The 24582-nt window shown below is 58.7% G+C and carries 26 protein-coding genes; 12 read left to right on the top strand and 14 right to left on the bottom strand.

What is annotated here, in order from left to right; genetic code table 11:
• Positions 1 to 133 precede the first annotated feature (133 nt).
• Both ompR and PspR84_RS01320 read left to right on the top strand, forming a co-directional pair.
• Positions 134 to 874, top strand: coding sequence for a two-component system response regulator OmpR (ompR, locus tag PspR84_RS01315; RefSeq protein WP_064388985.1), 741 nt, complete (start codon positions 134 to 136; stop codon positions 872 to 874).
• Between the two features lie 113 nt (positions 875 to 987).
• On the top strand, positions 988 to 2301 hold the full coding sequence (locus PspR84_RS01320; protein WP_007917930.1) for an ATP-binding protein: 1314 nt from the start codon (positions 988 to 990) through the stop codon (positions 2299 to 2301).
• A gap of 341 nt (positions 2302 to 2642) precedes the next feature.
• On the opposite strand, the gene rimK is transcribed toward PspR84_RS01320, so the two are convergent.
• Both rimK and PspR84_RS01330 read right to left on the bottom strand, forming a co-directional pair.
• Entirely contained in the window at positions 2643 to 3548 is a 906-nt protein-coding gene (rimK, locus tag PspR84_RS01325; protein ID WP_007949201.1) for a 30S ribosomal protein S6--L-glutamate ligase, read from the bottom strand.
• On the bottom strand, positions 3545 to 4006 hold the full coding sequence (locus PspR84_RS01330; protein WP_171057267.1) for an ATP-dependent zinc protease: 462 nt from the start codon (positions 4004 to 4006) through the stop codon (positions 3545 to 3547). Before PspR84_RS01330 ends, rimK begins: the two co-directional genes overlap by 4 nt.
• A 236-nt stretch (positions 4007 to 4242) precedes the next feature.
• Between PspR84_RS01330 and PspR84_RS01335 the strand changes: the two genes are divergently transcribed.
• Entirely contained in the window at positions 4243 to 4650 is a 408-nt protein-coding gene (locus tag PspR84_RS01335) for an RNA-binding S4 domain-containing protein (RefSeq protein WP_160054751.1), read from the top strand.
• A 117-nt stretch (positions 4651 to 4767) separates the two neighbouring features.
• On the opposite strand, the gene PspR84_RS01340 is transcribed toward PspR84_RS01335, so the two are convergent.
• A complete protein-coding gene (locus PspR84_RS01340) occupies positions 4768 to 5568 on the bottom strand; it encodes a phosphatase PAP2 family protein (RefSeq protein WP_160054752.1) in 801 nt (266 codons plus the stop codon).
• Positions 5569 to 5673: 105 nt separating this feature from the next.
• Here PspR84_RS01340 and hslO point away from each other — a divergent pair, with 105 nt between their 5' ends.
• Together hslO and PspR84_RS01350 are read left to right on the top strand one after the other, a co-directional pair.
• A complete protein-coding gene (gene hslO, locus PspR84_RS01345; RefSeq protein ID WP_160054753.1) occupies positions 5674 to 6576 on the top strand; it encodes an Hsp33 family molecular chaperone HslO in 903 nt (300 codons plus the stop codon).
• A gap of 181 nt (positions 6577 to 6757) precedes the next feature.
• On the top strand, positions 6758 to 8299 hold the full coding sequence (locus PspR84_RS01350; protein WP_007917942.1) for a phosphoenolpyruvate carboxykinase: 1542 nt from the start codon (positions 6758 to 6760) through the stop codon (positions 8297 to 8299).
• A 52-nt stretch (positions 8300 to 8351) separates the two neighbouring features.
• On the opposite strand, the gene PspR84_RS01355 is transcribed toward PspR84_RS01350, so the two are convergent.
• The 6 genes from PspR84_RS01355 to PspR84_RS01380 form a co-directional block, all read right to left on the bottom strand.
• Complete coding sequence (locus PspR84_RS01355) at positions 8352 to 9617, bottom strand: HipA domain-containing protein (protein WP_160054754.1); 1266 nt, start codon at positions 9615 to 9617, stop codon at positions 8352 to 8354.
• Positions 9614 to 10108 carry a helix-turn-helix transcriptional regulator gene (locus tag PspR84_RS01360; RefSeq protein WP_160054756.1) on the bottom strand — a complete coding sequence of 165 codons (495 nt, stop codon included), beginning with the start codon at positions 10106 to 10108 and terminating at the stop codon, positions 9614 to 9616. The genes PspR84_RS01355 and PspR84_RS01360 overlap by 4 nt, the downstream gene beginning before the upstream one ends.
• 172 nt (positions 10109 to 10280) lie before the next feature.
• A complete protein-coding gene (locus PspR84_RS01365; RefSeq protein ID WP_160054758.1) occupies positions 10281 to 10487 on the bottom strand; it encodes a hypothetical protein in 207 nt (68 codons plus the stop codon).
• A 66-nt stretch (positions 10488 to 10553) separates the two neighbouring features.
• Positions 10554 to 10859: a hypothetical protein gene (locus tag PspR84_RS01370; protein ID WP_160054760.1), complete on the bottom strand. Its 306-nt coding sequence runs from the start codon at positions 10857 to 10859 to the stop codon at positions 10554 to 10556.
• 323 nt (positions 10860 to 11182) lie between these two features.
• Positions 11183 to 11365: a hypothetical protein gene (locus PspR84_RS01375; RefSeq protein WP_099757719.1), complete on the bottom strand. Its 183-nt coding sequence runs from the start codon at positions 11363 to 11365 to the stop codon at positions 11183 to 11185.
• Between the two features lie 45 nt (positions 11366 to 11410).
• Positions 11411 to 11686 carry a hypothetical protein gene (locus PspR84_RS01380; RefSeq protein ID WP_160054762.1) on the bottom strand — a complete coding sequence of 92 codons (276 nt, stop codon included), beginning with the start codon at positions 11684 to 11686 and terminating at the stop codon, positions 11411 to 11413.
• 303 nt (positions 11687 to 11989) lie between these two features.
• On the opposite strand from PspR84_RS01380, the gene PspR84_RS01385 reads away from it, so the two are divergent.
• The 4 genes from PspR84_RS01385 (at position 11990) to PspR84_RS01400 (ending at position 16615) form a co-directional block, all read left to right on the top strand.
• Positions 11990 to 12493 carry a polysaccharide deacetylase gene (locus PspR84_RS01385; protein WP_160054764.1) on the top strand — a complete coding sequence of 168 codons (504 nt, stop codon included), beginning with the start codon at positions 11990 to 11992 and terminating at the stop codon, positions 12491 to 12493.
• A gap of 180 nt (positions 12494 to 12673) precedes the next feature.
• Positions 12674 to 14602 (top strand): ATP-dependent DNA helicase RecQ, encoded by a 1929-nt coding sequence (locus tag PspR84_RS01390; protein ID WP_160054766.1) that lies wholly within the window; start codon positions 12674 to 12676, stop codon positions 14600 to 14602.
• Between the two features lie 212 nt (positions 14603 to 14814).
• A complete protein-coding gene (locus PspR84_RS01395; protein WP_160054768.1) occupies positions 14815 to 16041 on the top strand; it encodes a 3-hydroxyacyl-CoA dehydrogenase in 1227 nt (408 codons plus the stop codon).
• Positions 16042 to 16183: 142 nt separating this feature from the next.
• Positions 16184 to 16615, top strand: a complete 432-nt coding sequence (locus PspR84_RS01400) for a thioesterase family protein (RefSeq protein ID WP_122594019.1) — start codon at positions 16184 to 16186, stop codon at positions 16613 to 16615.
• Between the two features lie 67 nt (positions 16616 to 16682).
• On the opposite strand, the gene PspR84_RS01405 is transcribed toward PspR84_RS01400, so the two are convergent.
• The 4 genes from PspR84_RS01405 to PspR84_RS01420 all read right to left on the bottom strand — a co-directional run bounded on the left by PspR84_RS01405 (position 16683) and on the right by PspR84_RS01420 (position 21620).
• The gene (locus tag PspR84_RS01405) at positions 16683 to 17165 is read right to left on the bottom strand and encodes a glycine zipper domain-containing protein (RefSeq protein ID WP_160054770.1); all 483 of its coding nucleotides are present in this window, start codon (positions 17163 to 17165) and stop codon (positions 16683 to 16685) included.
• 290 nt (positions 17166 to 17455) lie between these two features.
• Positions 17456 to 19804 (bottom strand): FdhF/YdeP family oxidoreductase, encoded by a 2349-nt coding sequence (locus tag PspR84_RS01410; protein WP_160054772.1) that lies wholly within the window; start codon positions 19802 to 19804, stop codon positions 17456 to 17458.
• On the bottom strand, positions 19801 to 20640 hold the full coding sequence (gene fdhD / locus PspR84_RS01415; protein ID WP_160054774.1) for a formate dehydrogenase accessory sulfurtransferase FdhD: 840 nt from the start codon (positions 20638 to 20640) through the stop codon (positions 19801 to 19803). Before fdhD ends, PspR84_RS01410 begins: the two co-directional genes overlap by 4 nt.
• 92 nt (positions 20641 to 20732) lie before the next feature.
• Complete coding sequence (locus tag PspR84_RS01420) at positions 20733 to 21620, bottom strand: LysR family transcriptional regulator (RefSeq protein WP_160054776.1); 888 nt, start codon at positions 21618 to 21620, stop codon at positions 20733 to 20735.
• Positions 21621 to 21758: 138 nt separating this feature from the next.
• On the opposite strand from PspR84_RS01420, the gene lysM reads away from it, so the two are divergent.
• Positions 21759 to 22199 carry a peptidoglycan-binding protein LysM gene (lysM, locus tag PspR84_RS01425; protein WP_160054778.1) on the top strand — a complete coding sequence of 147 codons (441 nt, stop codon included), beginning with the start codon at positions 21759 to 21761 and terminating at the stop codon, positions 22197 to 22199.
• A 100-nt stretch (positions 22200 to 22299) separates the two neighbouring features.
• On the opposite strand, the gene yrfG is transcribed toward lysM, so the two are convergent.
• A complete protein-coding gene (yrfG, locus tag PspR84_RS01430) occupies positions 22300 to 22962 on the bottom strand; it encodes a GMP/IMP nucleotidase (protein ID WP_160054780.1) in 663 nt (220 codons plus the stop codon).
• Between the two features lie 88 nt (positions 22963 to 23050).
• Between yrfG and nudE the strand changes: the two genes are divergently transcribed.
• Together nudE and cysQ are read left to right on the top strand one after the other, a co-directional pair.
• A complete protein-coding gene (gene nudE / locus PspR84_RS01435; protein ID WP_034151897.1) occupies positions 23051 to 23617 on the top strand; it encodes an ADP compounds hydrolase NudE in 567 nt (188 codons plus the stop codon).
• An 11-nt stretch (positions 23618 to 23628) separates the two neighbouring features.
• Positions 23629 to 24456, top strand: a complete 828-nt coding sequence (gene cysQ, locus PspR84_RS01440) for a 3'(2'),5'-bisphosphate nucleotidase CysQ (protein ID WP_160054782.1) — start codon at positions 23629 to 23631, stop codon at positions 24454 to 24456.
• Positions 24457 to 24582 lie beyond the last annotated feature (126 nt).

Genomic DNA, 24582 nt, shown 5'->3' on the forward strand with positions numbered 1-24582 from the left:
CATTCGGGGGCGTTGCAGTCTGTAGGCATAAACCCCGGTTTTCTGGCAGTGAAGGAAAAATCTGCTAACAATGCACACGGTGCGTATAACGGCAGCTACGCCATAATGCGCGCCGAGCTAAAAGGAGCATCTAATGAGCAGCACTGCACAAACTGCTGAAGGCGAAAAAATTCTCATCGTTGACGACGATCCGGGGCTGAGCAGCCTGCTGGAACGTTTTTTCGTCAGCAAGGGCTACCGTGCCCGCACCGTACCGAACACCGAGCAGATGGATCGTCTGCTGTCGCGTGAGGTCTTCAATCTGGTCGTCCTCGACCTGATGCTGCCCGGCGAAGACGGTCTGACCGCTTGCCGCCGCCTGCGTGGCGCGAACAACCAGATTCCGATCATCATGCTCACCGCCAAGGGCGATGAGTTGAGCCGCATCAAGGGCCTGGAACTGGGCGCCGACGATTATCTGGCCAAGCCGTTCAACCCGGACGAGCTGATGGCCCGGGTCAAAGCCGTCCTGCGTCGTCAGGCCGCTCCGGTACCGGGCGCGCCGGGCAGTGAAGACGAAAACGTCACCTTCGGTGATTACGTGTTGTCGCTGGCCACCCGCGAACTGAAACGCGGCGACGAAGTGCACATGCTCACCACCGGTGAGTTTGCGGTACTCAAGGCGCTGGTGATGAACGCGCGTCAGCCGCTGACCCGCGACAAACTGATGAATCTGGCCCGTGGCCGCGAATGGGATGCACTCGAGCGTTCCATCGATGTGCAGATTTCCCGGCTGCGCCGCATGATCGAGCCTGATCCGTCGAAACCACGTTACATCCAGACTGTCTGGGGCGTGGGCTACGTGTTTGTACCGGATGGCGCCGCCACCAAGTGATCGGCGATTTGTAGGAGCGGGTCTGCAGGTTTTGGTCGAACGGCCATGCCCGCAGACTCGCAATCCGCAATATGCGAGCATTGCTCGCTCCTGCAAGTGTGTAGCGGTTATCGATGAAAACCCCTGTCTGGTTCCCTCAAAGTTTTTTCTCCCGCACCCTTTGGCTGGTGCTTATCGTCGTGCTGTTTTCCAAGGCGCTGACCCTGGTTTATCTGTTGATGAACGAGGACGTGCTGGTGGATCGCCAATACAGCCACGGCGTCGCCCTGACGCTGCGAGCCTATTGGGCTGCCGATGAAGAAAATCGCGCGAAGATCGCTGATGCCGCCACCCTGATCCGGGTCGTGGGCGCCGGTGTGCCGGAAGGCGAACAGCACTGGCCGTACAGCGAAATCTATCAGCGGCAGATGCAGGCGGAGTTGGGCGCCGACACCGAAGTACGCTTACGCATGCACTCGCCGCCGGCGTTATGGGTCCGCGCGCCGAGCCTCGGTGACGGCTGGCTGAAGGTGCCGCTGTATCCGCATCCTTTGCGCGGCCAGAAAATCTGGAACGTGCTCGGCTGGTTCCTCGCCATCGGCTTGTTGTCGACGGCGTCTGCATGGATTTTCGTCAGTCAGCTCAACCAACCCTTGAAGCGTCTGGTCTATGCCGCCCGGCAACTCGGTCAGGGTCGCAGCGTACGTCTGCCGATCAGCGATACGCCGAGCGAAATGACCGAGGTGTATCGCGCTTTTAACCAGATGGCCGAAGACGTCGAGCAGGCCGGACGCGAGCGTGAGTTGATGTTGGCCGGCGTGTCCCACGACTTGCGCACACCGCTGACCCGTTTGCGGCTGTCGCTGGAATTGATGGGCGATCGCAACGACCTGACTGACGACATGGTGCGCGACATTGAAGACATGGACGCGATTCTCGACCAGTTCCTTGCGTTCATCCGCGATGGTCGTGACGAGTCGGTAGAAGAGGTGGATCTGACTGATCTGGTGCGCGAGGTCGCGGCGCCGTACAACCAGAATGAAGAGAAAGTGCGTTTGCGTCTGGAGCCGATCCAGCCGTTTCCGCTGCGTCGGGTATCGATGAAACGCTTGCTGAACAACCTGATCGGCAACGCCTTGAACCATGCTGGCGGTCACGTTGAAGTCGCGGCTTACGTGTCCGGTGACGTCAGTGCGCCGTATGTGGTGCTGAGTGTGATGGACCGTGGTGCGGGGATCGACCCTTCGGAGTTGGAGGCGATCTTCAACCCGTTTACCCGTGGCGATCGTGCCCGCGGCGGCAAGGGTACAGGGTTGGGTTTGGCGATCGTGAAGCGGATTGCTTCGATGCATGGCGGCAATGTTGAACTGCGTAACCGGTCCGGGGGAGGGCTGGAGGCGCGGGTGAGATTGCCGCTGGGGTTGATGTTACCAAGAGACGCCGTCTAACCCCCAAAAACCCCTCACCCCAGCCCTCTCCCGGAGGGAGAGGGAGCTGACCGAGGTGTCTGGGGTCATACGTCGACCTGAAAATCCGAGTCGATTATGGATTCGGCACAGCAAGATCAGGTCGGCGTATCTCTTAATCGTCCCTCAATCTGCTCCCTCTCCCAGAGGGGGCAGACCGAGGTGTCTTGCGTCATACATCGACCTGAAAGACTGGGGCGATTGTGGATTCGGCACAGCAGGATCAGGTCGGCGTAGTTCTCCAATATCCCCCAATCAGTCCCCTCTCCCTTCGGGAGAGGGTTAGGGTGAGGGGCTGTTGCTCTTAGCTCTAGCTCTTCGCTCTAGCCCTTGCCTTTGGTGCGGGTCATATTCGGCCCGCCATTCTTCTCAAGATGCTCAATGATGATCCCCGCCACATTCTTCCCCGTGGTGGTCTCGATCCCTTCCAGCCCCGGCGACGAATTCACTTCCATCACCAGCGGCCCGTGGTTCGAGCGCAGGATATCCACCCCCGCCACCGCCAGGCCCATGACCTTAGCGGCGCGCAACGCGGTCATGCGTTCTTCCGGGGTTATCTTGATCAGGCTGGCGCTGCCGCCGCGATGCAGATTTGAACGGAACTCACCCGGTTTGGCCTGGCGCTTCATTGCCGCGATGACTTTGTCACCGACCACGAAGCAGCGAATATCCGCGCCGCCGGCTTCCTTGATGTATTCCTGAACCATGATGTTCTGCTTCAGGCCCATGAACGCTTCGATCACCGATTCGGCAGCGGTCGCGGTTTCGCACAGCACCACGCCGATGCCCTGAGTGCCTTCCAGCACTTTGATCACCAAAGGCGCGCCGTTGACCATGTCGATCAGGTCGGGAATATCATCCGGCGAGTGCGCAAAACCAGTCACCGGCAAACCAATACCGCGACGCGACAGCAGTTGCAACGAGCGCAACTTGTCCCGCGAACGGGCGATGGCCACCGACTCGTTGAGCGGGAACACCCCCATCATTTCGAACTGGCGCAACACGGCACAACCATAAAACGTCACCGACGCACCGATCCGCGGTATCACCGCATCGAAGCCTTCCAGCGGTTTGCCGCGATAGTGAATCTGCGGCTTGTGGCTGGCGATGTTCATGTAGGCGCGCAAGGTGTCGATCACTACCATTTCATGCCCGCGCTCGGTTCCGGCTTCGACCAGACGACGGGTGGAATACAGACGCGGGTTCCGCGACAGCACAGCGATCTTCATGCAACACCTGTGGAGGAGGTAGATACCGGGAACACCGGCTTGTCTTGTACATATTTGATGCCCGGATTGACCACCAACTGGCCATCGATCAGGGCTTTGGATCCGAGTAACAAGCGATAGCGCATGGACTTGCGGCAGGCGAGAGTGAACTCGACCGGCCACACTCGATCTCCAAGGGCCAGAGTGGTGCTGATCACGTAGCGCACCTGCGCATGGCCGTTGGAGCTTTTGATGGTTTTGCGTGTTACCAAGGGGGCTTCGCAGCGGCGATGACGCAGCTGCACCACCGTGCCCAGGTGCGCGGTGAAACGCACCCACTTTTCACCGTCACGCTCGAACGGTTCGATGTCGGTGGCATGTAGGCTGGAGGTGCTGGCACCGGTGTCGATTTTCGCTCGCAGGCCCGCGACTCCCAAATCCGGAAGCGCCACCCACTCGCGCAGACCGACAACGGTCAAATGGTCAAATGTCTTCAAAAAAATGCTCAACCGTGACAACCGCTTCAGCCCGCACGAGGCCGGATTCGCGGTATTCACGCAGAATAAGGGTTAAAAGGCGACAGATTTCTACAGCCCGGATTTCCGGCCCCTGAAGCAGGCGCCGAAACGCGAGCATTGTAATCCGGGACGCGGTCATTCATGACATGAGTGAAACGGTAGTACAGTTCATCAATATTTCAGAATGAGGAAATGCCATGGCACAAAAAAGCGAAGAGGACGACAAGGTCCGTCTCGACAAGTGGCTGTGGGCCGCGCGTTTTTACAAAACCCGTGCCTTGGCCAAAGCAGCGATCGAGAGTGGCAAGGTGCATTGTCGCGGCGAGCGCTGCAAGTCTGGCAAAGAGCCACGCATTGGCGATGAGTTCGAGATTCGTACCGGGTTTGAAGTGCGTACGGTGAAGGTCGAGGCGTTGTCGATTGTTCGACGGGGCGCTCCCGAAGCGCAGGCGTTGTACGCGGAGACCGAAGTGAGTATTGCCAAACGTGAAGCGGCTGCGGCGATGCGCAAGGCGGGCGCGTTGGGCGTGAGCACCGACGGCAAGCCGAGCAAGAAGCAGCGGCGGGATCTGTTCAAGTTCCGGGGTAGCAGTAACGACGAGTAAGCGCTTTGTTGGTGCTGGCCTCTTCGCGAGCAGGCTCCCACAGGGGATTGCATTCCAATGTGGGAGCGAGCCTGCTCGCGAATCGAGAGCGCAGCCCTCGCTGAAGACAGCTCGGTATCAGGCGCTACGCACCACACTCATCCGCGAAAGCAGCGGCAACTTGCCGAGCAATGCAAAGATCGGCGCCGTTACCCTCAGCCAGAAGTTCGAGGCGTGATAGGCAAACGGCGTGTAGTAACCCCAGCCCAACGCCCATACCGCCAGCAATACACCACCGATGTAATCGTCCTGACCCCAATGCGCACCGGCCACCAGGCGCGGCAGCATGAACAACAGCGCCAGGCCCCAGGTCGTCACGAACTGGCCGGCCGTGCGGCTGAACACGCCCATGAACAGCGCCCAGATCAACAACACCGAAGCGTGGTCACCGGGAAAGCTCTGGCTCGAGCGATCCTTCACTTCCCAGGTTTTTTCCAGATTCGGGAAGTAATCGCTGATGTGCACGGCGCCCTCAAGCATCATCGACGGGCTGCTGTGCTGCCAATCCATATGGTCGGAGAACTTGGAAAACAGTGCGCGAATCACCACCATCAATAGCAGGATCGAAAGAAAACCGAAAAAAGCCCGGCGCACGTCAATCGCCTTGAACACCCAGTCGCCCTTGATCAGCAGCGTCAGCAGGATCAAGCCAACGACGATGTCGAACGGACGCATACTTGCAATTGCCCAGATGTGGAGCCATATGGGGTTGCTGGCCAGCGGTGCATTGAGTGAGCGAAACAGCCACTCGTCGAAAATCACACACAGCGCGTTGCCCGTAGGCCATAACCAGAAAGCCAGTAGCGCCAACGGCACTACGTTGCACAGAACCAGCCGGCCGAGGTTCCACCTAGATTGGAACAAACCCGGATTGTTCATAAAATGCCTCCCATGGCAGAGCAGTCGGCACCAAAAAGAGTGCCAAGAAGTGCAAATTTTCACGTCTTGTAACCATTTTGTCACCACATTCAGATACCCAAAATTATGACCGACCTACCGGATACCGATTTCACCCAACGTTTCATCTTTGATGACAGCGACACACGCGGCGAACTGGTTGCACTTGAGCGCAGCTACGCCGAAGTCCTCGCCAAACATCCGTACCCGGAGCCGGTGGCACAACTGCTCGGCGAATTGATGGCGGCGGCCGCGTTGCTGGTGGGCACCTTGAAGTTCGATGGCTTGCTGATTCTGCAGGCGCGTTCCGAAGGCCCGATCCCGATGCTGATGATCGAGTGCTCCAGCGAGCGTGAGATCCGTGGCCTGGCGCGTTATCACGCCGAGCAGATCGCGGCGGACGCGACCCTCGCCGACCTGATGCCGAACGGCGTTCTGGCCCTGACCGTCGACCCGACTGTCGGCCAGCGTTATCAGGGTATCGTCGACCTCGACGGTGAAACCCTGTCCGACTGTTTCACCAACTATTTCGTCATGTCGCAACAGGTCGGCACTCGCTTCAAGCTATTTGCCGACGGCCGTCGCGCCCGTGGCCTGCTGCTGCAGCAATTGCCGGCTGACCGTCTGAAAGACGAAGAAGATCGCGCCGCCAGCTGGCAGCACATCACCGCGCTGGCCACCACCCTGACCGCCGATGAATTGCTCAGCCTGGACAACGAAACCGTCCTCCATCGCCTCTACCATGAAGAGCAGGTTCGTCTGTTCGATGTGCAGAAACTGCGCTTTCGTTGCAGCTGCTCGCGGGAACGCTCCGGCAATGCGTTGGTCAGTCTCGGTCTGGAAGATGCGCAGCAATTGGTGGTCGAACATGGTGGCAACATCGAGGTTGATTGCCAGTTCTGTAACGAGCGCTACCTGTTCGATGCCACGGATGTTGCTCAATTGTTCGCTGGCGCAGGCGTCGACACGCCGTCAGATACCCGGCACTAAAACGGTTCAGCGCAGGTAAATTCACTGCGTAACGACGGAATATCGCCGTTACGACGGGAGGACCCTACTCTTTTTGGGCTTTTCTGGCATAATCCGGCCCACTTTTTTCGCGGTAGTAGTGCACGACTTTCTACTACAAAACGTTTGGAGCACACTCGGCCACTGGCCGACGGGGAACCTCATGACGCAAGCCAATAACGCCGTGTACACCGATCTGAGTGTTGATGATCTGGTAAAAGAAGCCCTGAACCGCGGTGAGGGCGAGCTTGCCGATACCGGCGCTCTGGTTGTTCGCACTGGTCACCGCACCGGTCGTTCGCCTGTTGACCGTTTCATCGTTGAAGAGCCTTCCACCCAGGCCGCTATTGCTTGGGGCCCGATCAACCGCAAGTTCCCGGCCGACAAGTTCGACGCGCTGTGGGCTCGCGTAGAAGCATTCAACAACGCGCAAGAGCACTTTGTGTCCCACGTGCATGTAGGCGCGGCGGAAGATCACTACCTGGCCGTGAAAATGACCACCCAGACTGCCTGGCAGAATCTGTTCGGTCGTTGCCTGTTCATCAACCCGGCCCAGTACAACCCGGCCGGTCGTGAAGAGTGGCAAGTGCTCAACGTCGCCAACTTCGAGTGCGTGCCTGAGCGTGATGGCACCAACTCCGACGGTTGCGTGATCCTCAACTTCGCACAGAAGAAAGTGCTGATCGCTGGCATGCGTTACGCCGGTGAGATGAAGAAAGCCATGTTCTCCGTGCAGAACTTCCTGCTGCCGGCCGCTGACGTGCTGCCAATGCACTGCGCTGCCAACATCGGCGAAGAAGGCGACGTGACCCTGTTCTTCGGTCTGTCGGGCACCGGTAAAACCACCCTGTCGGCTGATGAAAGCCGTTACCTGATCGGTGACGACGAACACGGCTGGGGTGAAGGCGTGGTGTTCAACATCGAAGGCGGTTGCTATGCCAAGTGCATCGACCTCTCCGAGAAGAACGAGCCGGTTATCTGGAAAGCCATCAAGCACGGCGCTGTGCTGGAAAACGTCGTTATCGACGACGCCAAGCACGCCGACTACGCCGATGTCAGCCTGACCCAGAACAGCCGCGCCGCGTACCCGCTGGAGCACGTTGCCAAGCGCTCCGAGCACAACCTCGGTGGCGAGCCAAACGCGGTGATCTTCCTGACCTGCGACCTGACCGGCGTACTGCCACCAGTGTCGATCCTCAACGAAGAACAAGCGGCCTACCACTTCCTGTCCGGCTACACCGCACTGGTGGGCTCGACTGAAATGGGTTCGGGCAGCGGCATCAAGTCGACCTTCTCCACCTGCTTCGGCGCACCGTTCTTCCCGCGCCCGGCTGGCGAATACGCAGAGCTGCTGATCAAGCGCATCCGCGGTTTCGGTTCCAAGGTTTACCTGGTCAACACCGGCTGGACCGGCGGCGGCTACGGCGTCGGCAAACGCTTCAACATCCCGACCACCCGCGCAGTGATCGCAGCGATCCAGAGCGGCGCACTGATCGGCGCAGCCACCGAACACCTCGACACCATCAACCTCGACGTGCCCCTGGCCGTACCGGGCGTTGAAACCAACCTGCTCAACCCACGCAACACCTGGGCTGACAAGGCTGCGTACGACGAGGCCGCGAAAGCACTGGCCGGTCTGTTCATCGAGAACTTCAAGAAGTTCGAAGTGAGCGACGCGATCAAGGCTGCTGGGCCGAAGTTGTAAGATCTGTCGTCAATGAAGAAGCCGCCCTTTAGGGCGGCTTTTTTTTGGGTGATTAGAAGATACGAAAAGCAGGCGCCATCCTTTCCTGCTCACTTCTGGACATCCCAAGCGCATTAGCGATCTCCGGCCAAAGACGGATCACGTCTTGAATGCGCTCAATGATGTCTGCTGAATCCTCACGGCTAACCCGAAAATAACCAGCGACTTCCCTCGCCAGCTCTAAGTCCAACGCGTTGTCAGAATCAGTGATGTTCAGCTTCGACCCATCCGCATGCGGCACCGGATTTATGTCATACGCTGCCGACAATCGCCATCCCCGACCAGGATCCAGAATAAAACCATGGTTTCGCAGGTGATCGTCGGTGTTGGAAACCAAAATGTTGAAGACAATTCGCGACCAAAGCTCACGGAGGTCGGTGTTGGGTTCCGAGCCGTGTTCCATGATGACTTCCGCCAACTCCAGATAGCTGGCGCCGGTTGAGGCGTCGTCGCCGTCGACGCGGTTGGTCATGGTCATGGCTGATGCGAAGTGATGTCGGCCGCCGCGTTCGGTTCGGTCGAAACGCTTCACCAGGAAGCAGTGGTGATCGCTTGCGTAGCGTCGGGCTGTGGCGGTTGCTACGCGTAACCCGCAGTTGACTGCCAAAGCGTTCACGACCATTTCCCAGCCACCGATATCGTAGTCATCCCTCGTACTTGGGAATTTGGCGATCCACAGTTGGCCGAACTCGTCGACTACGCTGGCTTTTGGTCTGGCGCCGCCCAGCGAGCCGCCCGGTGCGATGAGCATTCTTAGCCATTCGCGGCCCTCGGTGGCTGTGTTGTCACTATCGTTTTCCAGGGCGAGACTTGCCTGCTCTAACGCGCGTAGCTCGACAAAGGGTGGGGCGGCAACGCCGTCGCGGTCGTCGAGGAAGTTGCCTTCGTCATTGAGTTTGTAGCGAAGGGCGCCGACACGGAACAGGTCGTGGACGCCAAGCAGGTAATCGGATTCAAACAACTTGCTGTTGCTGGGGAGCAAGCCGTCGCGAATGTCCCTTTCCAATCGGCGTTTCATCAGCAGTTGGCCCCAACGATCAGGGCTCGAGTCTGCAAAGACGCCAAAGCGGCTCTGATGTTCGCCGGGGAATTGGCGGCCTTCGAAGGGGCCGATGCGCGGGTCTAGAGTTATGGAACTCAACTCGGGATCGGCCAACGCCTTAGGGTCGTACTCAAATTCGAACACGTTGGTGTTGCGTGTTTTCCTTGCGTGTAGAAATCCGAGGCGTCTGGCGCCTTTCAAGGATTCCCAGTCTGCATAAACAGCAATCAGCGTCATTCTTCACCTGTTGGGGGGCCGGCCTTTTTCTTCGTGTTCAAAAGGCTGGAGAGTGAGTGTGTGTTGAATGGGAAGTCAGCCGGAATTTTCGTGGTAGTGGCGGCATCGATAACGTTTGAAGTCCCGGCGTGTTTGGATGTGCCCTTTTTTGCCGCAGTGACTGCTCGTACTCGCTGGGGCTTTTTCGCTGCGGATCGTGTTGCAGGCATTAACTGCGCATCCTGCAATTGGCGACCCATTTCATCGGCTGCAGCCAGTTTGTTCAGATCCTTTTCCAGCCCCAGCACTTGCATGACCGACAGGTAGGCCCCGATGGTTACGCCTGATCCACCTGACTCCAGATGGCGCAAGGTTGTTAGCGACATGCCTGACCTTTCGGCGACCTGCTTGGCCGTCAATTTGCGGCGCAGGCGAGCCAGCTTCAGGCGTTCGCCAAAGTCCACCAGAAGTCGAGCAGTGGAGGGCAAAAGCGGTGCTGTTTTCTTGGCCATGATGGCAGTATTCCTTCATTTTTTAACCTTAACTGCCAGAATAATAGCACTTAAGTTGAAGGGTGCAGGGTAGAGCGGATCTGCAGTGTTCAAGTTTTTAACTGGCATTATTCCAACTGTTTTTAGGGTATACAGCCAGAATAATGCCACTTATGGTGGTTGTGATTTCCATTCAGTTTCTGTTTCTACGGTGCTTTTCGAGGGCTGACTCACGTGAAGGAAGTGGCTTGTCATAGCAGGCTTGCTTTTGCTCAAACGACAACGCGGTCTTGTCGTCTGTTTTCGGTGTAGAGGTCGGACTGGAAGAGCCACGCTCCCTGCGTAAGATCTCGTCCATTTCCTGGACGCTTTCCATCAGCTCATCAAAAAATTTGCTCATGGTTACTCCGATGGTTAATTGCCTTATTTACCGCTCTCGACGGTTAGGTGAGAGCGGTGTGATCACTCAAGCTCCGGTCGGAGCTTTCCAATTGAGCATTCGCTGCTGCGCAACCTGCAGCAGATCACAGCCATCCTGCGTCAGCAGATAGAGGGCGTGGGTGATGTGGGGGATGTCTTCGACGTCGGCTTGTTTGAAGTTCAGGCAGTAGAGGGTGCGTAGCAGATCGGCGGAGGCGCGCAGGCGCTGGACGGCGCATTCGAGGATGTCTTGTGGGTTGGCCGTTGTGTCGATGATCAGGGGCTTGGTGTCGGTGAGGTTGGATTCGAGTGGGCGGTAGCGATCGGTGGTGAATTGATTCCATGTCTTCATTATTTTTGCCTCGTTTTTTGCGTCATGAGAATCCGCACCCACCGTGACCAAGCGATAGGTGGCGGACTGCGTTCGGGTTGGTCAACCGATGAGGCATTCACAACCGGCACGCCCGAAGGCGTCCCGAACACAGCCGCCATAAAGCGTGCTGACACAAAAAAGCGCCAGCAGCATACAACGACTGTGAATGCACATCTAATACGGGTGACCAAGCCCGATCCGCTGAATTGGCAGCGACAGCCACGACTATAGAGATCAGCTACACGAAGCCGATAGAAGACAAGGAGTCTGTCTTTGTAGGAACGGGACGTAGATTTGATAGGTCATCGCCGCTGATCGACCTTCTGTTTTAAACGCGCGCGTTTATCAGCCATCAATGCTCTGGATACCTCATCGGGAATGCTGGGGCGAGGATCATCAAGGCTGGCTTGAACCTGTCGGATTAACCAAGCCGTGTAGGCATCCTCGTCACTCGGTGGATCGAACTCATCGTTCGTAACATTCATTGTTGGATTCCTGCCCAAGGAGATATAGCGCTGACCTGGAGTGATCTAGTTGTACGCCGACTGCGCTGGCCTCTGCTTGGCCACTTCCAGCAAGTCGCAGCCATCCTGTATCAGCAAATAAAGCGCATTAACGATGTTGGGGATATCTTTCACATCAGCCTGTTTGAAACATAAGCAGTAGAGCGTTTCCAGCAAATCACCGGCCGCGCGTAAACGCTGATCGGCGGCATTGATCAGGTCGGTCTGGCTGGAGTGGCTGTCGATAAGCAGTACCGGGTTTTCGCTGTAGCAAGTCTTGAGTGGGCGATAGCGGTTGATCATGGTGAGGCGTGTCCTGTTCGAAGGCGCTGGGGCGGGCCGGTGCAGTGTATGCAGCCGCGGCGGCCACTATAGAAGGGCGTTTCTCTGTGGGACAAGACAGCCGCAATGGACAGTATTCGTAGGGTTTTTTCCGTGTTTTGAGGAAATGCCCTACGTGTTTTCGCAGCTTTTTCAGGCCAAAACCCTTAGGCGTAATAATTCCTACGTGATTGTCAGGCGATTCGCGGTAAACCGCTGTATCGTGCGCGCCAGAATCTGTAGGGCGTTTCCAAACGTCTGACACGCGCTTAAAGGGAATTAGGTATGCACTGGCTACGAATGGCCGCAGTTTTATTGCTCGGGCTGGGCACTTGCCGTTTGGCCTTGGCCTCGGACGTTGGCAATGCGTGGGTGCTGGATCGCCTCGATCGCACCGATTGGCCGGAGGCACTGATCAGCCAGGCGAGCTTGGACACGGCGTCGCGCGGTGAAGTGTTGATGTTCGCCAAAGCACTTTTGGCCAGTGAAGCGCTGGATGAAGAGGGGCTTGAGCAGCGACTCGGGGTGCCGCACGTGCAACTGAAATCGATTCGCCATGTACGCGACGGTATCTGGGAGGGGTTGCTGAGCACCTATCGCAACGCCAGTCAGAACTGTGATGAGCAACTGTTCTGTCCGCGTGTGCGCAGCGTCGCTGATCTGCGTCAGTTGGCGGCGGCATTCACCGGCGATATCAGCCCGGCCCATGCGTTGTGGGCGAGCAAGAGTCAGGGCGTGCATGAGCAGATGCTGAATGAGCAGTTGCGGGTGGCGGTGTTGCGCCCCTGACTTTTTAAATTTTGTGGTGTGGCGGCTGGCCTCTTCGCGAGCAGGCTCGCTCCCACAGGGACCGTGGTGTTCAAGTAATCGCTGTATCATTCCGAATCGATTTGGCCCCGACCTTTTCTCGACTCGCTGCGATCGCCCGCTAGGCTGTTGGCATGGCAGCAGTCAATGGAGTGACAGCGAATGCACAACACCCTGGAACAGGTTTTTGGTTTTCCACAGTTTCGACCCGGGCAAGAAGCCGCGATCAGTGCGGTGCTGGCCGGGCGCTCGGCGGCGGCGATTTTTCCTACCGGTTCCGGCAAGTCGATTTGTTATCAATTGCCGGCGCTGATGCTGCCGCACCTGACGTTGGTGGTGTCACCATTATTGGCGCTGATGCAGGATCAACTGGCCTTTCTGCAACGTCACGGGATCTCGGCCGGCAGCATCGATTCGGCGCAGAGTCGCGATGATGCCAATGACGTGATGGCCCGCGCCCGTTCGGGTGAATTGAAGATTTTGATGATCTCGGTGGAGCGCTTGAAGAACGAGCGTTTCCGCAACTTTCTGCAGCAGGTGCCGATCTCGCTGCTGGTGGTGGACGAGGCGCATTGCATCTCGGAATGGGGCCACAACTTCCGGCCCGATTATCTCAAGCTGCCGGACTATCAGCGCCAGTTCAACATCCCGCAAACTTTGCTCCTGACGGCCACCGCAACGCCGAAAGTCATCGCCGACATGCAGGCCAAATTCGCTATCGCCGCTGACGATGTGGTGACCACCGGTTTCTATCGGCCAAACCTCAATCTGCTGGTGGAACCGGTACGTGGTCAGGACAAGCGCCGGCGTCTGGTCGAGTGGATGACCGAGCGTGCGGGGCAGCCGAGTATCGTCTACGTGACCTTGCAGAAAACTGCTGAGCACATCGCCGAGCACCTTGAGCGCAACGGCATTCAGGCCGAGGCCTATCACGCCGGTTTAGCCCACGACAAACGCGAAGCGATCCAGAAACGCTTCATGGCCGGGCAGTCCAATTGCATCGTCGCGACCATCGCATTCGGCATGGGCATCGACAAGAGTGACATCCGCAATGTCGTGCACTTCGACCTGCCCAAATCCATCGAAAACTACAGTCAGGAAATCGGCCGCGCCGGCCGTGACGGGCAGCCGTCGGATTGTCTGGTATTGGCCAATCGCGACAGTCTCAATGTGCTGGAAAACTTCGTCTACGGCGATACGCCGGAGCGCGACGGCATTCGCTATGTACTCGATGAGCTAAAGGCCTCGGTACCGGAAGGACAATGGGAGTTTCTGCTCGGTCCACTGGCGGATCAGAGCAACATTCGCGCACTGCCGCTGAAGACCTTGCTGGTACAACTGGAACTGCGCGGTTTGATCGCGCCGCGCTACGCCTATTACGCCGAATACCGTTTCAAATACCTGCTGGAACCCGAAGCGCTGCTTGAGCGCTTCGACGGTGAGCGCAGGGATTTTGTCGGCGCGATCATTCAAACCTCGCCTCGTGCGCGCACTTGGGCCACGGTGAATTTCGAGGCGATGTACTCGCAGTATTCCGCTGAGCGCAATCGGGTAGTGAAGGCGCTGGATTACTTCCAGGAAAAGGGCTGGGTCGAACTGGAAAGCAAGCAGATGACCGAGGTCTACAGCCTGCTGAATAGTGACTTTGACAGCGATGCCCTGAGCGTCGAGCTGCATGAATATTTCACCCGGCATGAGCAGGCCGAAGTGGCGCGCATCCACGCGATGCTTGAGGTTTTTGCCACCGAGCGTTGTCTGGGTTATCGCCTGGCCGAGTATTTCGGGGATCGCAATGCGCCTGAGCGGTGTGGGCATTGCTCGGTGTGTCATGGCCAGGTTGCACGGTTGCCGGCACCACCGGAGTTGCCAGCGCTTGTGGATAAAAACTTCGCGGCGCTGTGTGGTGATTTTATCCACAGGCATGAGCAGCACACCGGGGTGATTCCGTCGGCGGAGCGGGTGACGCGTTTCCTGTGCGGGATCAGCGTGCCGTTGTTCACCAAGCTCAAGGCGCGAGCGATTCCCGGGTTTGCGGCGTTGGAGGAATATCCCTACGGCGAAGTCCGCAGTTGGGCGCAAGAGCACCTCTGATCGTTGTAGGAGCTGCCGAAGGCTGCGATCTTTTGCTCTTGAAAAAGTCAGCATCAAAAGATCGCAGCCTTCGGCAGCTCCTACATCAAGTGTCATCAAGGCGGGGCTGTATCCATCCGCTGAATGTCGATCATCACGGTAATAAACTTCAAAAAACGTCGCTGGCTGACTATGGTTGAGGTCTGTCTTTGGATCGCCAACAAGAGAACAACATGAGCCAGATATCCTTCGATATTCAGCAGGCCGCCGTGATCGGTGCGGGCACCATGGGCCGTGGCATTGTCATGTGCCTGGCCAATGCCGGGGTGAGCGTGCAGTGGGTGGATAACAATCCACAGATGCTTGAGCAGGCGCTCGCCACCGTGGCCGATACTTATGCACACAACGTTCGCCAAGGCCGGATTGATCAGGCCGAGGCGGATGCGCGTATCGCACGGGTCAGTGCGGCGGCGGATTACGCGGCGATTCGCAATGTCGATCTGGTGATCGAGGCGGTGTACGAAAATCTTGAGCTGAAGCAGAAGATCTTTCGTGAGCTGGATGGTTTGCTCAAGCCTGAGGCGCTGTTGGCGAGTAATACCTCGGCGCTGGACATCGATGCGATTGCTGCTGCGACCCGGCGCCCGGAGCAAGTGTTGGGGCTGCATTTCTTCAGCCCGGCGCACATCATGAAACTGCTGGAAATCGTGCGCGGTGCGCAGACTTCGGCGGCGGTGCTGGAAGCGGCGCTGGCTCTGGGCAAGCGCATGGGCAAGGTCAGTGTGGTGTCGGGCAACTGTCACGGTTTTATCGGCAACCGCATGCTGCATCCGTATGTGCTGGAGGCGCGCAAGATGTTGCTCGAAGGCGCTTATCCACAGCAGGTCGACGCAGCGCTGCAAGGTTTCGGTTTTGCCATGGGGCCGTTCCGCATGTACGACGTAGTCGGCATCGATCTGGAGTGGCGTGCACGCGAGTTGGCCGGCAAGGGGCAGGATGCGCCGGAGGTTCAGGTAGATAACCGTTTGTGCGAGATGGGCCGGTTCGGCCAGAAGTCCGGCAACGGTTATTACCATTACGAACCGGGCAGTCGTCAGGCTGAGCACGATCCTGAGGTCGATGCGCTGGTGTTGCAGGTCAGCGAAGGGCTGGGCTTCCAGCGCCGTGAGATTGGTCCGGAGGAGATTCTGGAGCGCAGTTTGCTGGCGTTGGTCAATGAAGGCGCGAAGATTTTGCAGGAAGGCATTGCCGAGTCTGCGCATGACATCGATCTGGTGTATCTGAATGGCTACGGCTTCCCGGCGGACAAGGGCGGGCCGATGGCCTGGGCGGATCAGCAAGGGCTCGCGGTTATTCATCAGCGTTTACTGGCGCTGGAGACGCGGCAGGGCGATCAGTGGAAACCGGCGCGGTTGATTGGTGAGTTGGCGGCGCAAGGGCAGGGGTTTGCTGATCGTTAAGTCTGGCGGCGGTGCTGACGCCTTCGCGAGCAGGCTCGCTCCCACAGGAGAGCGCATTTCAATTTGGGAGCGAGCCTGCTCGCGAAGGGTGCGGCGCGATTTTGAATTAGACTCGCCCATTAACTTCAGGGATTGTTGAGCAATGTCCAACCCGATGCCACAACGCACCGACTACCCCCACTTCCAGCCCATCACCACACGCTGGCACGACAACGACGCCTACGGTCACGTCAACAATGTCACCTACTACAGCTTCTTCGACACGGCGGTGAACACCTACCTGATTCAGGTCGGTGGTCTGGATATCCATGACGGCGAGGTGGTGGGGTTTGTGGTCAGTTCGGCGTGTGATTACTTTGCCTCGATCGCCTTTCCGGATCTGATCGAGATCGGTCTGCGAGTCGGCAAGTTGGGCAACAGTTCGGTGCAGTACGAATTGGCGGTGTTCAAGGTCGGTGAAAGCGAGGCGTGTGCGGCCGGGCGCTTCGTTCACGTATTCGTCGATCGGGCGAGTAATCAGCCGGTGCCGATTCCTGCCGAACTGCGGCAGGCCTTGGAATACCTGGTGGTGTAAACGGCAAAAAAAATCGCAGCCCTTGGGCTGCGATTTTGCTTTACCGGCCAGCGAGGTGTTTGAGGCCTCAGTCGCGATAGTGCTTGTGATGTTTGCGATGGCCGTAAGCGTGGCCGCGGCCCGGGTGACGGTCGCGGTAATAACCACGGTCACGGTCACGACCGCGATCGTAATGACGATCATCGTCATCACTTTTGTTACCCATGTAGTTGCCCAGCGCGCCACCGGCGCCGCCACCTGCTGCGGAGCCGATCAGGCTGCCGGTGGTGCCGCCCATGCTGCGGCCGACTACGTTACCGCCGGCTGCGCCCAGCGCACCACCAATGGCGGCTTCGCCACGGCTGCGTTTGTCGGCGCCGACCGCACTACCACCCGCGCCGCCCAAGGCTGCGCCGATAGTGGAACCTGTATTGCCGCCTAAGGACTGACCGACGACCGAGCCAAGAACCCCGCCCAATGCGCCGCCCACACCTGCTTCGGTGGTGCCGCCTGCGGAAGCAAAACCACTGACCAGGCCAAGGGACAACAAGAGAATCGAGGAGAACTTCATAGATGAGCCTCAAAGGGATGACGGCGCCGATCCTGAGGCTGTGTGACAAGCGTGACAATCGAAATCCGACGAATAACACGACTTGTATACAATTTTGCAAGTTGCTGTTTTTTCACCGGAACTTAACCGTTTTTCGCCGGTCTTTAGCTACTTCGGACAGGCCGTTTTTGTGAAAAAGCGGCCTTTTTTGTGGCCGTTTGAAAAGCAGAAGCGAAAAGATCGCAGCCTTCGGCAGCTCCTACAGGAATCGGTGTAGGAGCTGCCGAAGGCTGCGATCTTTTGATTTTGGATTAAGCAGACTTGGCCATGATCAACCCGGTCTCACTCGCCGCTTCCAGCCGAATTGCAATGAACTTCGACGTCGGCGTATGGCTGCCATCCCCAGTGCTCTCCAGCGGCACGAGCGGATTCACTTCCGGGTAATAAGCCGCCGCTTGGCCCGCTGGAATATCAAACGCCAGCAAGGTGAAGCCCTTCACCCGACGCTCACGACCGTCGTCCCATATCGAAACAATGTCAGCCTTCTGCCCCGGACGGAAGCCAAGTCGAATGATGTCCGCCTCATTGGCGAACAACACATCGCGCTGACCTTTCACCCCGCGATAACGGTCGTCGAGACCATAAATCGTCGTGTTGTACTGATCGTGGGAGCGCATCGATTGCAGGATCAGATCCGGCAGTTGTCCGGTGGCGCGGGTGCGCTCGTGCACCAGATCTTTCGGCAGCATGTTGGCGCGGAAGTTGGCGCGGCCCGACGGCGTGTTCCACTTGCGTGCGCCGGCGCTGTTGCCGAGGTAGAAACCGCCCGGGTTCTTGATCTTCTCGTTGAACGCTTTGAAGTTGGGAATGGTGTCGGCGATCAGTTCGCGGATGCGCCCGTAATCGGCCACCAGCCAGTTCCAGTCCACCGGTTTGCTGCCCAGTGTGGCAGCAGCGATACCGGCAATGATCGACGGCTCCGAACGCATCTGGTTCGACAGCGGCTGCAACTGACCGTTGGAGGCGTGAACCATGCTGAACGAGTCTTCCACGGTGACCGCTTGCGGGCCTTCGGTCTGGATGTCGATGTCGGTACGACCAAGGCACGGCAGGATCAGCGCGTCCTTGCCGTGAGCCAGATGGCTGCGGTTGAGCTTGGTGCTGATCTGCACGGTCAGGTCGCAATTGCTCAGTGCGGCGAACGTGCGCGGGCTGTCTGGCGTGGCTTGGGCGAAGTTGCCGCCCAGACCGATAAAGACTTTGGCGCGACCTTCGGCCATCGCGTGGATCGCTTCGACCACGTTGTGGCCGTTGTGGCGTGGCACCTTGAACTGGAAGCGACGTTCCAGCGAATCGAGGAACGCCACCGGCGGACGCTCGTTGATGCCCATCGTGCGGTCGCCCTGCACGTTACTGTGGCCGCGCACCGGGCACAGGCCGGCGCCCGGTTTGCCGATATTGCCGCGCAGCAGCATCAGGTTGGCGATTTCCTGGATGGTCGGCACCGAATGGCGATGCTGGGTGATACCCATCGCCCAGCACATGATCACGTTCTTGCCCTTGGCGTACATGCGCGCAGCTTGCTCGATTTCTACGAGGGTCAAGCCGGATTGCTCGACGATCTGTTCCCACGGCGTGTCATCGACCACGCCCAAGTACTCGAGGACGTTGGCGCTATGGGCGTTGAGGAAGTCGTGATCGAACACAGCAGGTTCGCCAGCCTTCTGCGCATCGCGCTCCCATTGCAGAAGGAACTTGGCCATGCCGCGCAGCAGCGCCATGTCGCCACCGAGGGCCGGACGGAAATAGGCGGTGTTGGTCGGTTTATCGCCGTTGGTGAGCATTTCGATCGGGTGTTGCGGGTGCTGGAAACGTTCCAGACCGCGTTCCTTCAACGGGTTGATACACACCACTTGCGCACCGCGCTTCACCGCTTCACGCAGCGGTTCGAGCATCCGTGGGTGATTGGTGCCGGGGTTCTGGCCCCAGACGAAAATCGCGTCGGCGTGTTCGAAATCGTCGAAGGTCACGGTGCCTTTACCGACGCCAACGCTTTGCGCCAACGCCACACCGCTGGCCTCGTGGCACATGTTCGAGCAGTCAGGGAAGTTGTTGGTGCCGTAGGCGCGCACGAACAGCTGATACAGATACGCCGCCTCGTTGCTGGCGCGACCCGAGGTGTAGAACTCGGCCAGATCCGGGCTCGGCAGACTCTGCAGGTGCTTGGCGATCAGGGTGTAGGCGTCGTCCCAGCTGATCGGCTTGTAGCGATCGGTTTCGGCGTCGTAGACCATCGGCTCGGTCAGACGGCCCTGATATTCCAGCCAGTAATCGCTCTGCTCCAGCAGCGAAGTGACGCTGTGTTTGGCGAAGAACCTGGCATCGACGCGGCGCTTGGTGGCTTCCCAGTTAACCGCTTTCGCGCCGTTCTCGCAGAACTTGACCATGCCGCTTTCCGGCGAATCGCCCCAGGCGCAACCCGGGCAGTCGAAGCCGCCGTTCTGGTTGGTCTTGAGCATCATGCGCAGGTTTTTCAGGGCGTTGTCGCTGGTCAACCAGGCCTGAGCCACACTGATCAGGGCACCCCAGCCGCCGGCGGCACCTTTGTAAGGCTTGTAGCGCGGGACAGGTTTCTGGTCGGCTTGATGATGTTGGCTCACGCTTGATTCTCCATCGCGGGGCTATACACCCGCGGCGCACTTTTCTGCGGCAGGTGGATGAGATTGAGGTTGTGTCGACGGGCCCATTGCACGGCAAGGCCGGTGGGTGCGGACAGGCTGACCAGGGTCTGGATGCCGGCACGCAAGACTTTCTGGATCAATTCGAGACTGCAACGACTGGTGACAATCGCCAGGCCGCCTGCTGTGGATATCTTCTGGCGGATCAGTCCGCCGATCAGCTTGTCGAGGGCGTTGTGCCGGCCGATGTCTTCGCGCCCGAGCAGCAATTCACCGCTGGCGTTCATGAACACCGCCGCATGCACTGCGCCGCAATGCTGACCCAAAGGCTGAAACGCGCCGATGCGCTGGCGCAAGCCGTCGAGCCATTCGATCGGCGGTAACGCTGCGCCGGCCAGGACTTTGAGATCGGGCAACGCCTGCTCCACCGCTTCCACACCGCACAATCCGCAACCACTGGTACCCGCCATTTGCCGGCGCTGTTGCTTGAGGTTCCAGAACGCGCGATTGGCGATGGTCACTTGCGCGTATTGCGCGGAGCCGGCACCGGTCAGTTGCAGGTCATAGATATCGGTGGCGTCCTCGATGATGCCGCTGCCTAGACTGAAGCCGACGATGAAGTCTTCCAGGTCGGTCGGTGTCACCAGCATCACCGCCTGACTGATGCCGTTGTAGGCGATCGCCAACGCGACTTCCTCAGCCAGCGCAGTGCTGGCCGATGCCTCGCGGGGTAAATCGCTGTAACTGTAGGTCTGGCTGGCGGCAGGCGCGGGCGTTTCAATTGCAGGCGCCGCGCAGGCTGGGCGCTTGGCGTTCATGGCATCACCGACGGTTTGATCAACGTTAAGACTAGGCGCGGCAAGTTGTCGCGTCTAATCGCTAGTGTCGATCTATCGATAGATGCCGTCGATCATGAGGCAATTGGCGATTGCTGATACAGCGCGAAACAGGCCTCGGCCAGCGCGGAACGTGGGGCGCCACGGCGCATGATCAAGCCAAGCGGGGCGAGGGTCTGGGCGTCTTCGATCGATTGCAGGCGCAGGTGGTCGGTGAGTTTTTCCAGGCCGCCGTCGAGCGGCATGATCGCGCAGCAAAAACCGCCGTGTACCGCTTGTAACAATTGATGGACGGCATCGGTTTGCAGCAACGGTTGCGGGGTCAGGCCACGGCTGTGGAAGTTGTGGTCGATGGACTGGCGAAAGTGCATGCCGCTGGTGAGCATGCCCAGCGGCAGTTCGATCAGTGATTCCCAGCTCAACGGAGCTTCACCGAAGGTAAAAGTGCGCTGGTCGTACAGCAGGCCCATGCGGGTTTCGTCGAATGCCAGTGATTCGAAACGTTCGTGATCCAGGCGGTCGAGGTAAGAAACACCGATGTCGATTCGGTTGTTCGCCAGATGCTCGAGGATCTGCTCAGAACTCAGCGCCGACATTTCGAAACGCAGGTTTGGGTGGGCGCTGTGCAGGCGTTGCATCAATGGAAGCGGATCGAAGCTCGACAGTGGCACCACGCCCAGCCGTAGCGTACCGATCAGGTTGCCGCGACACGCGGCTGCTTCCGCGTGCAAACCGTCATAAGCCGCCATCACCGAGCGTGCCCAGGCCAGCACCCGCTCGCCCGGCGCGGTGAAGCCTTCGAAGCGCTGGCCACGGTTGACCAGCGGCAGGTCGAGTTCTTCTTCGAGGCTGCGTAGACGCATCGACAGGGTGGGCTGGGTGATATGGCAACGCGCGGCGGCCTGGCCGAAGTGGCGGGTTTCGTCGAGGGCGATGAGGAATTTCAGCTGCTTGATGTCCATCTTCGCTCCAGGCGCTGGCAGGGGTGGGGGATTCTACCGCTTGCGCGGCGGCAGGGTCATTGGTCGGCTTGGAACCGGGTTTGTCCGCGGTGGTCTAGGCTTGGACGACTGAACCTTTATTCCATGGAGAGAACCACGATGAGCCTTTTTAGTTTTGTTAAAGAAGCCGGTGAAAAGCTGCTCGATCTGCTGACCCCGGGTAACGCCAATGCCAGTGAACAGTTGAAGGAACACATCAGCAAGGTCGGCCTGGGCAATCCGAATGTGCAGGCAACGGTGGATGGCGACAAAGTGACCGTTACCGGTGAAGTCGCGAGTCAGGAAGAGAAAGAGAAGATTTTGCTGGCAGTGGGCAATATTGCCGGGGTTGGCAGCGTGGATGATCAGATCACCGTGACCGGCCCGGTGGTGGCTGCAGCAAAATTTGTCGTGGTGAAAAAAGGCGACACCCTCAGCGCGATTTCCCTCGCTGTGTATGGCAACGCCAACCAGTACAACAAGATCTTCGAGGCCAACAAACCGCTGCTGTCGCATCCGGACAAGATCTATCCGGGGCAGACGCTGCGTATTCCTGAGTAAAACAACACCCCTGTAGGAGCTGCCGCAGGCTGCGATCTTTTGACTTTGATTTTTAAAAAACAGATCAAAAAATCGCAGCCTTCGGCAGCTCCTACAAAGATCAAAGACCTGCGATCAGATTGCGATAGTCCTCAACCGCCGCAAACTCAGCCGTGTCCTTCGGCCCCTTGCGGCTATCCGGCTCCTTCACCGCCAACAAATGCGCGACACCAAAGTCCCGCGCACTGCGCAGAATCGGCAAGGTATCGTCGATAAACAGACTGCGCGACGGATCAAAGCCGATGTCTGCCTGCAAGGCATCCCAGAACTGCGGGTTTTCCTTGGGAAAACCGTAATCGTGGGAGCTGATCAGCCGTTCGAAATACGGCGCCAGCTCAATCCGTTCCAGCTTCAGCGACAGTGAATCGCGGTGCGCGTTGGTGATCATGATCACCCGTTTACCGGCACGTTTGATTGCTTCCAGAAAGGTATCGGCATCCGGCCGCAAGGCAATCAGGTGCGCGGTTTCCTGCTTCAATTCCCGCACCGACAACTTCAGTTCGGCACTCCAGAAATCCAGGCAATACCACTGCAACTGGCCAGCGTGGCGTTCGAACAACGGCTGCAATTCCATCTCGGCCATGGCCCGGCTGACCCCGTGCAGTTCGGCGTAGCGCTGCGGCAGGTGTTCCAGCCAGAAGTGATTGTCGAAGTGCAGATCCAGCAGCGTGCCGTCCATGTCGAGCAGAACGGTATCGATGTCGGACCACGGTAATGAAGGCATGGCAACGTCTCGAGCGGTAGAAAGATATCCGACGTAAACAATCGGGAAAGCCGCGTTATAGTAGCGCGTTCACGCCAAGGAGCTTTGCATGCGCCAGAAACCCACCGTACTTGCCCGCGAGATCGTCGCCACCAGCCGCCTGTTTTGCGTCGAAGAACTCAAGCTGCGCTTTTCCAACGGCGTGGAACGCACTTACGAGCGTCTGGTCGGCAAAGGTGCGGGCTACGGCGCGGTGATGATCGTGGCGATGCTGGACGCCGAACACGCAGTGCTGGTCGAGGAATACTGCGGCGGTACCGATGAGTACGAACTGTCCTTGCCTAAAGGTTTGATCGAACCGGGCGAAGACGTATTGGCGGCAGCCGAGCGGGAACTCAAGGAAGAAGCCGGATTTGGCGCGCGACAACTGGAGCATCTGACCGAGCTGTCGTTATCGCCCGGTTACATGAGCCAGAAGATCCAGGTCGTTCTGGCTACCGATTTGTACGAAGAGCGGCTGGAAGGCGACGAGCCCGAACCGATGCGCGTCGATAAGGTGAACCTGCGCGAATTGTCGTCGCTGGCGCTCAATCCGCAATTTTCCGAAGGCCGTGCGTTGGCTGCACTGTATCTGACCCGCGATCTGCTGACCGAGCGCGGGTTCTTTCCAGCATGAGTGAGATATCGATGACGTTTCCCCACCCGTTGATGGCGCCGGTCGTTGAGCTGGCATTGCAGGCCGGCGAGGCGATTTTGCCGTTCTGGCGCTCCGGCGTTGAAGTCACGGCCAAGTCCGATGACTCGCCGGTGACGGCGGCTGATCTGGCCGCGCACCATCTGATCCTTGCCGGGCTGACGGCGCTGGATCCGAGCATTCCGGTGTTGTCGGAAGAAGACGCCAACATCGCCCAGAGCGTACGCGCCGGCTGGCAGCGCTGGTGGTTAGTGGATCCGCTGGATGGCACCAAGGAGTTCATCAGCGGCAGCGAAGAGTTCACTGTGAATATTGCACTGATCGAAAACGGTCGCGTGGTATTTGGCGTGGTGTCGATGCCGACCAACGGTCGCTTTTATGTCGGCGGCGCCGGGCTTGGTGCGTGGCGCTGCGACAAGGGCGGCACGCCGGTTGCGATTCAGGTGCGTGATGTGCCGGGGCCGGGAGAGGCGTTTACCGTGGTGGCCAGCCGTCGGCATTCCAGTCCTGAGCAGGAGCGCTTGCTGGCGGGGTTGAGTGCGAGTCTGGGCGAGTTGCAATTGGCCAATATCGGCAGCTCGCTGAAATTTTGCCTGCTGGCCGAAGGTGCGGCGGATTGCTATCCGCGCCTGGCACCGACTTCGCAGTGGGACACGGCGGCGGCGCAAGGTGTGCTGGAAGGGGCGGGCGGTGAGGTGTTGGATCTGCGCGGGGAAGCGTTCTGTTATCCGGCGCGGGAATCGCTGTTGAACGAGTTCTTTTTGGCGCTGCCGGCGAAGGCGGCGTGGCGTTCCAGGTTGTTGGAGTTGGCTCGGGGTTAAGTGGGCTGATCCGCAATCCCCCTCACCCCAGCCCTCTCCCCCAGGAGAGGGAGCCGACCGAGGGATATTGGAAAGCAGCGCTGACCTGGTCGAGGATTTGCTGAATCCATAATCGCTGCGATCTTC

The sequence above is a fragment of the Pseudomonas sp. R84 genome (genome assembly GCF_009834515.1).
In the GTDB taxonomy this organism is placed as follows: domain Bacteria; phylum Pseudomonadota; class Gammaproteobacteria; order Pseudomonadales; family Pseudomonadaceae; genus Aquipseudomonas.

Excerpts from the sequence above, each read along its gene's own strand:
- ompR (WP_064388985.1), top strand. The coding sequence starts at position 134 with ATGAGCAGCACTGCACAAACTGCTGAAGGCGAAAAAATTCTCATCGTT.
- PspR84_RS01320 (WP_007917930.1), top strand. The coding sequence starts at position 988 with ATGAAAACCCCTGTCTGGTTCCCTCAAAGTTTTTTCTCCCGCACCCTT.
- rimK (WP_007949201.1), bottom strand. The coding sequence starts at position 3,548 with ATGAAGATCGCTGTGCTGTCGCGGAACCCGCGTCTGTATTCCACCCGT.
- PspR84_RS01335 (WP_160054751.1), top strand. The coding sequence starts at position 4,243 with ATGGCACAAAAAAGCGAAGAGGACGACAAGGTCCGTCTCGACAAGTGG.
- PspR84_RS01340 (WP_160054752.1), bottom strand. The coding sequence starts at position 5,568 with ATGAACAATCCGGGTTTGTTCCAATCTAGGTGGAACCTCGGCCGGCTG.
- hslO (WP_160054753.1), top strand. The coding sequence starts at position 5,674 with ATGACCGACCTACCGGATACCGATTTCACCCAACGTTTCATCTTTGAT.
- PspR84_RS01350 (WP_007917942.1), top strand. The coding sequence starts at position 6,758 with ATGACGCAAGCCAATAACGCCGTGTACACCGATCTGAGTGTTGATGAT.
- PspR84_RS01355 (WP_160054754.1), bottom strand. The coding sequence starts at position 9,617 with ATGACGCTGATTGCTGTTTATGCAGACTGGGAATCCTTGAAAGGCGCC.
- PspR84_RS01360 (WP_160054756.1), bottom strand. The coding sequence starts at position 10,108 with ATGGCCAAGAAAACAGCACCGCTTTTGCCCTCCACTGCTCGACTTCTG.
- PspR84_RS01365 (WP_160054758.1), bottom strand. The coding sequence starts at position 10,487 with ATGAGCAAATTTTTTGATGAGCTGATGGAAAGCGTCCAGGAAATGGAC.
- PspR84_RS01370 (WP_160054760.1), bottom strand. The coding sequence starts at position 10,859 with ATGAAGACATGGAATCAATTCACCACCGATCGCTACCGCCCACTCGAA.
- PspR84_RS01375 (WP_099757719.1), bottom strand. The coding sequence starts at position 11,365 with ATGAATGTTACGAACGATGAGTTCGATCCACCGAGTGACGAGGATGCC.
- PspR84_RS01380 (WP_160054762.1), bottom strand. The coding sequence starts at position 11,686 with ATGATCAACCGCTATCGCCCACTCAAGACTTGCTACAGCGAAAACCCG.
- PspR84_RS01385 (WP_160054764.1), top strand. The coding sequence starts at position 11,990 with ATGCACTGGCTACGAATGGCCGCAGTTTTATTGCTCGGGCTGGGCACT.
- PspR84_RS01390 (WP_160054766.1), top strand. The coding sequence starts at position 12,674 with ATGCACAACACCCTGGAACAGGTTTTTGGTTTTCCACAGTTTCGACCC.
- PspR84_RS01395 (WP_160054768.1), top strand. The coding sequence starts at position 14,815 with ATGAGCCAGATATCCTTCGATATTCAGCAGGCCGCCGTGATCGGTGCG.
- PspR84_RS01400 (WP_122594019.1), top strand. The coding sequence starts at position 16,184 with ATGTCCAACCCGATGCCACAACGCACCGACTACCCCCACTTCCAGCCC.
- PspR84_RS01405 (WP_160054770.1), bottom strand. The coding sequence starts at position 17,165 with ATGAAGTTCTCCTCGATTCTCTTGTTGTCCCTTGGCCTGGTCAGTGGT.
- fdhD (WP_160054774.1), bottom strand. The coding sequence starts at position 20,640 with ATGAACGCCAAGCGCCCAGCCTGCGCGGCGCCTGCAATTGAAACGCCC.
- PspR84_RS01420 (WP_160054776.1), bottom strand. The coding sequence starts at position 21,620 with ATGGACATCAAGCAGCTGAAATTCCTCATCGCCCTCGACGAAACCCGC.
- lysM (WP_160054778.1), top strand. The coding sequence starts at position 21,759 with ATGAGCCTTTTTAGTTTTGTTAAAGAAGCCGGTGAAAAGCTGCTCGAT.
- yrfG (WP_160054780.1), bottom strand. The coding sequence starts at position 22,962 with ATGCCTTCATTACCGTGGTCCGACATCGATACCGTTCTGCTCGACATG.
- nudE (WP_034151897.1), top strand. The coding sequence starts at position 23,051 with ATGCGCCAGAAACCCACCGTACTTGCCCGCGAGATCGTCGCCACCAGC.
- cysQ (WP_160054782.1), top strand. The coding sequence starts at position 23,629 with ATGACGTTTCCCCACCCGTTGATGGCGCCGGTCGTTGAGCTGGCATTG.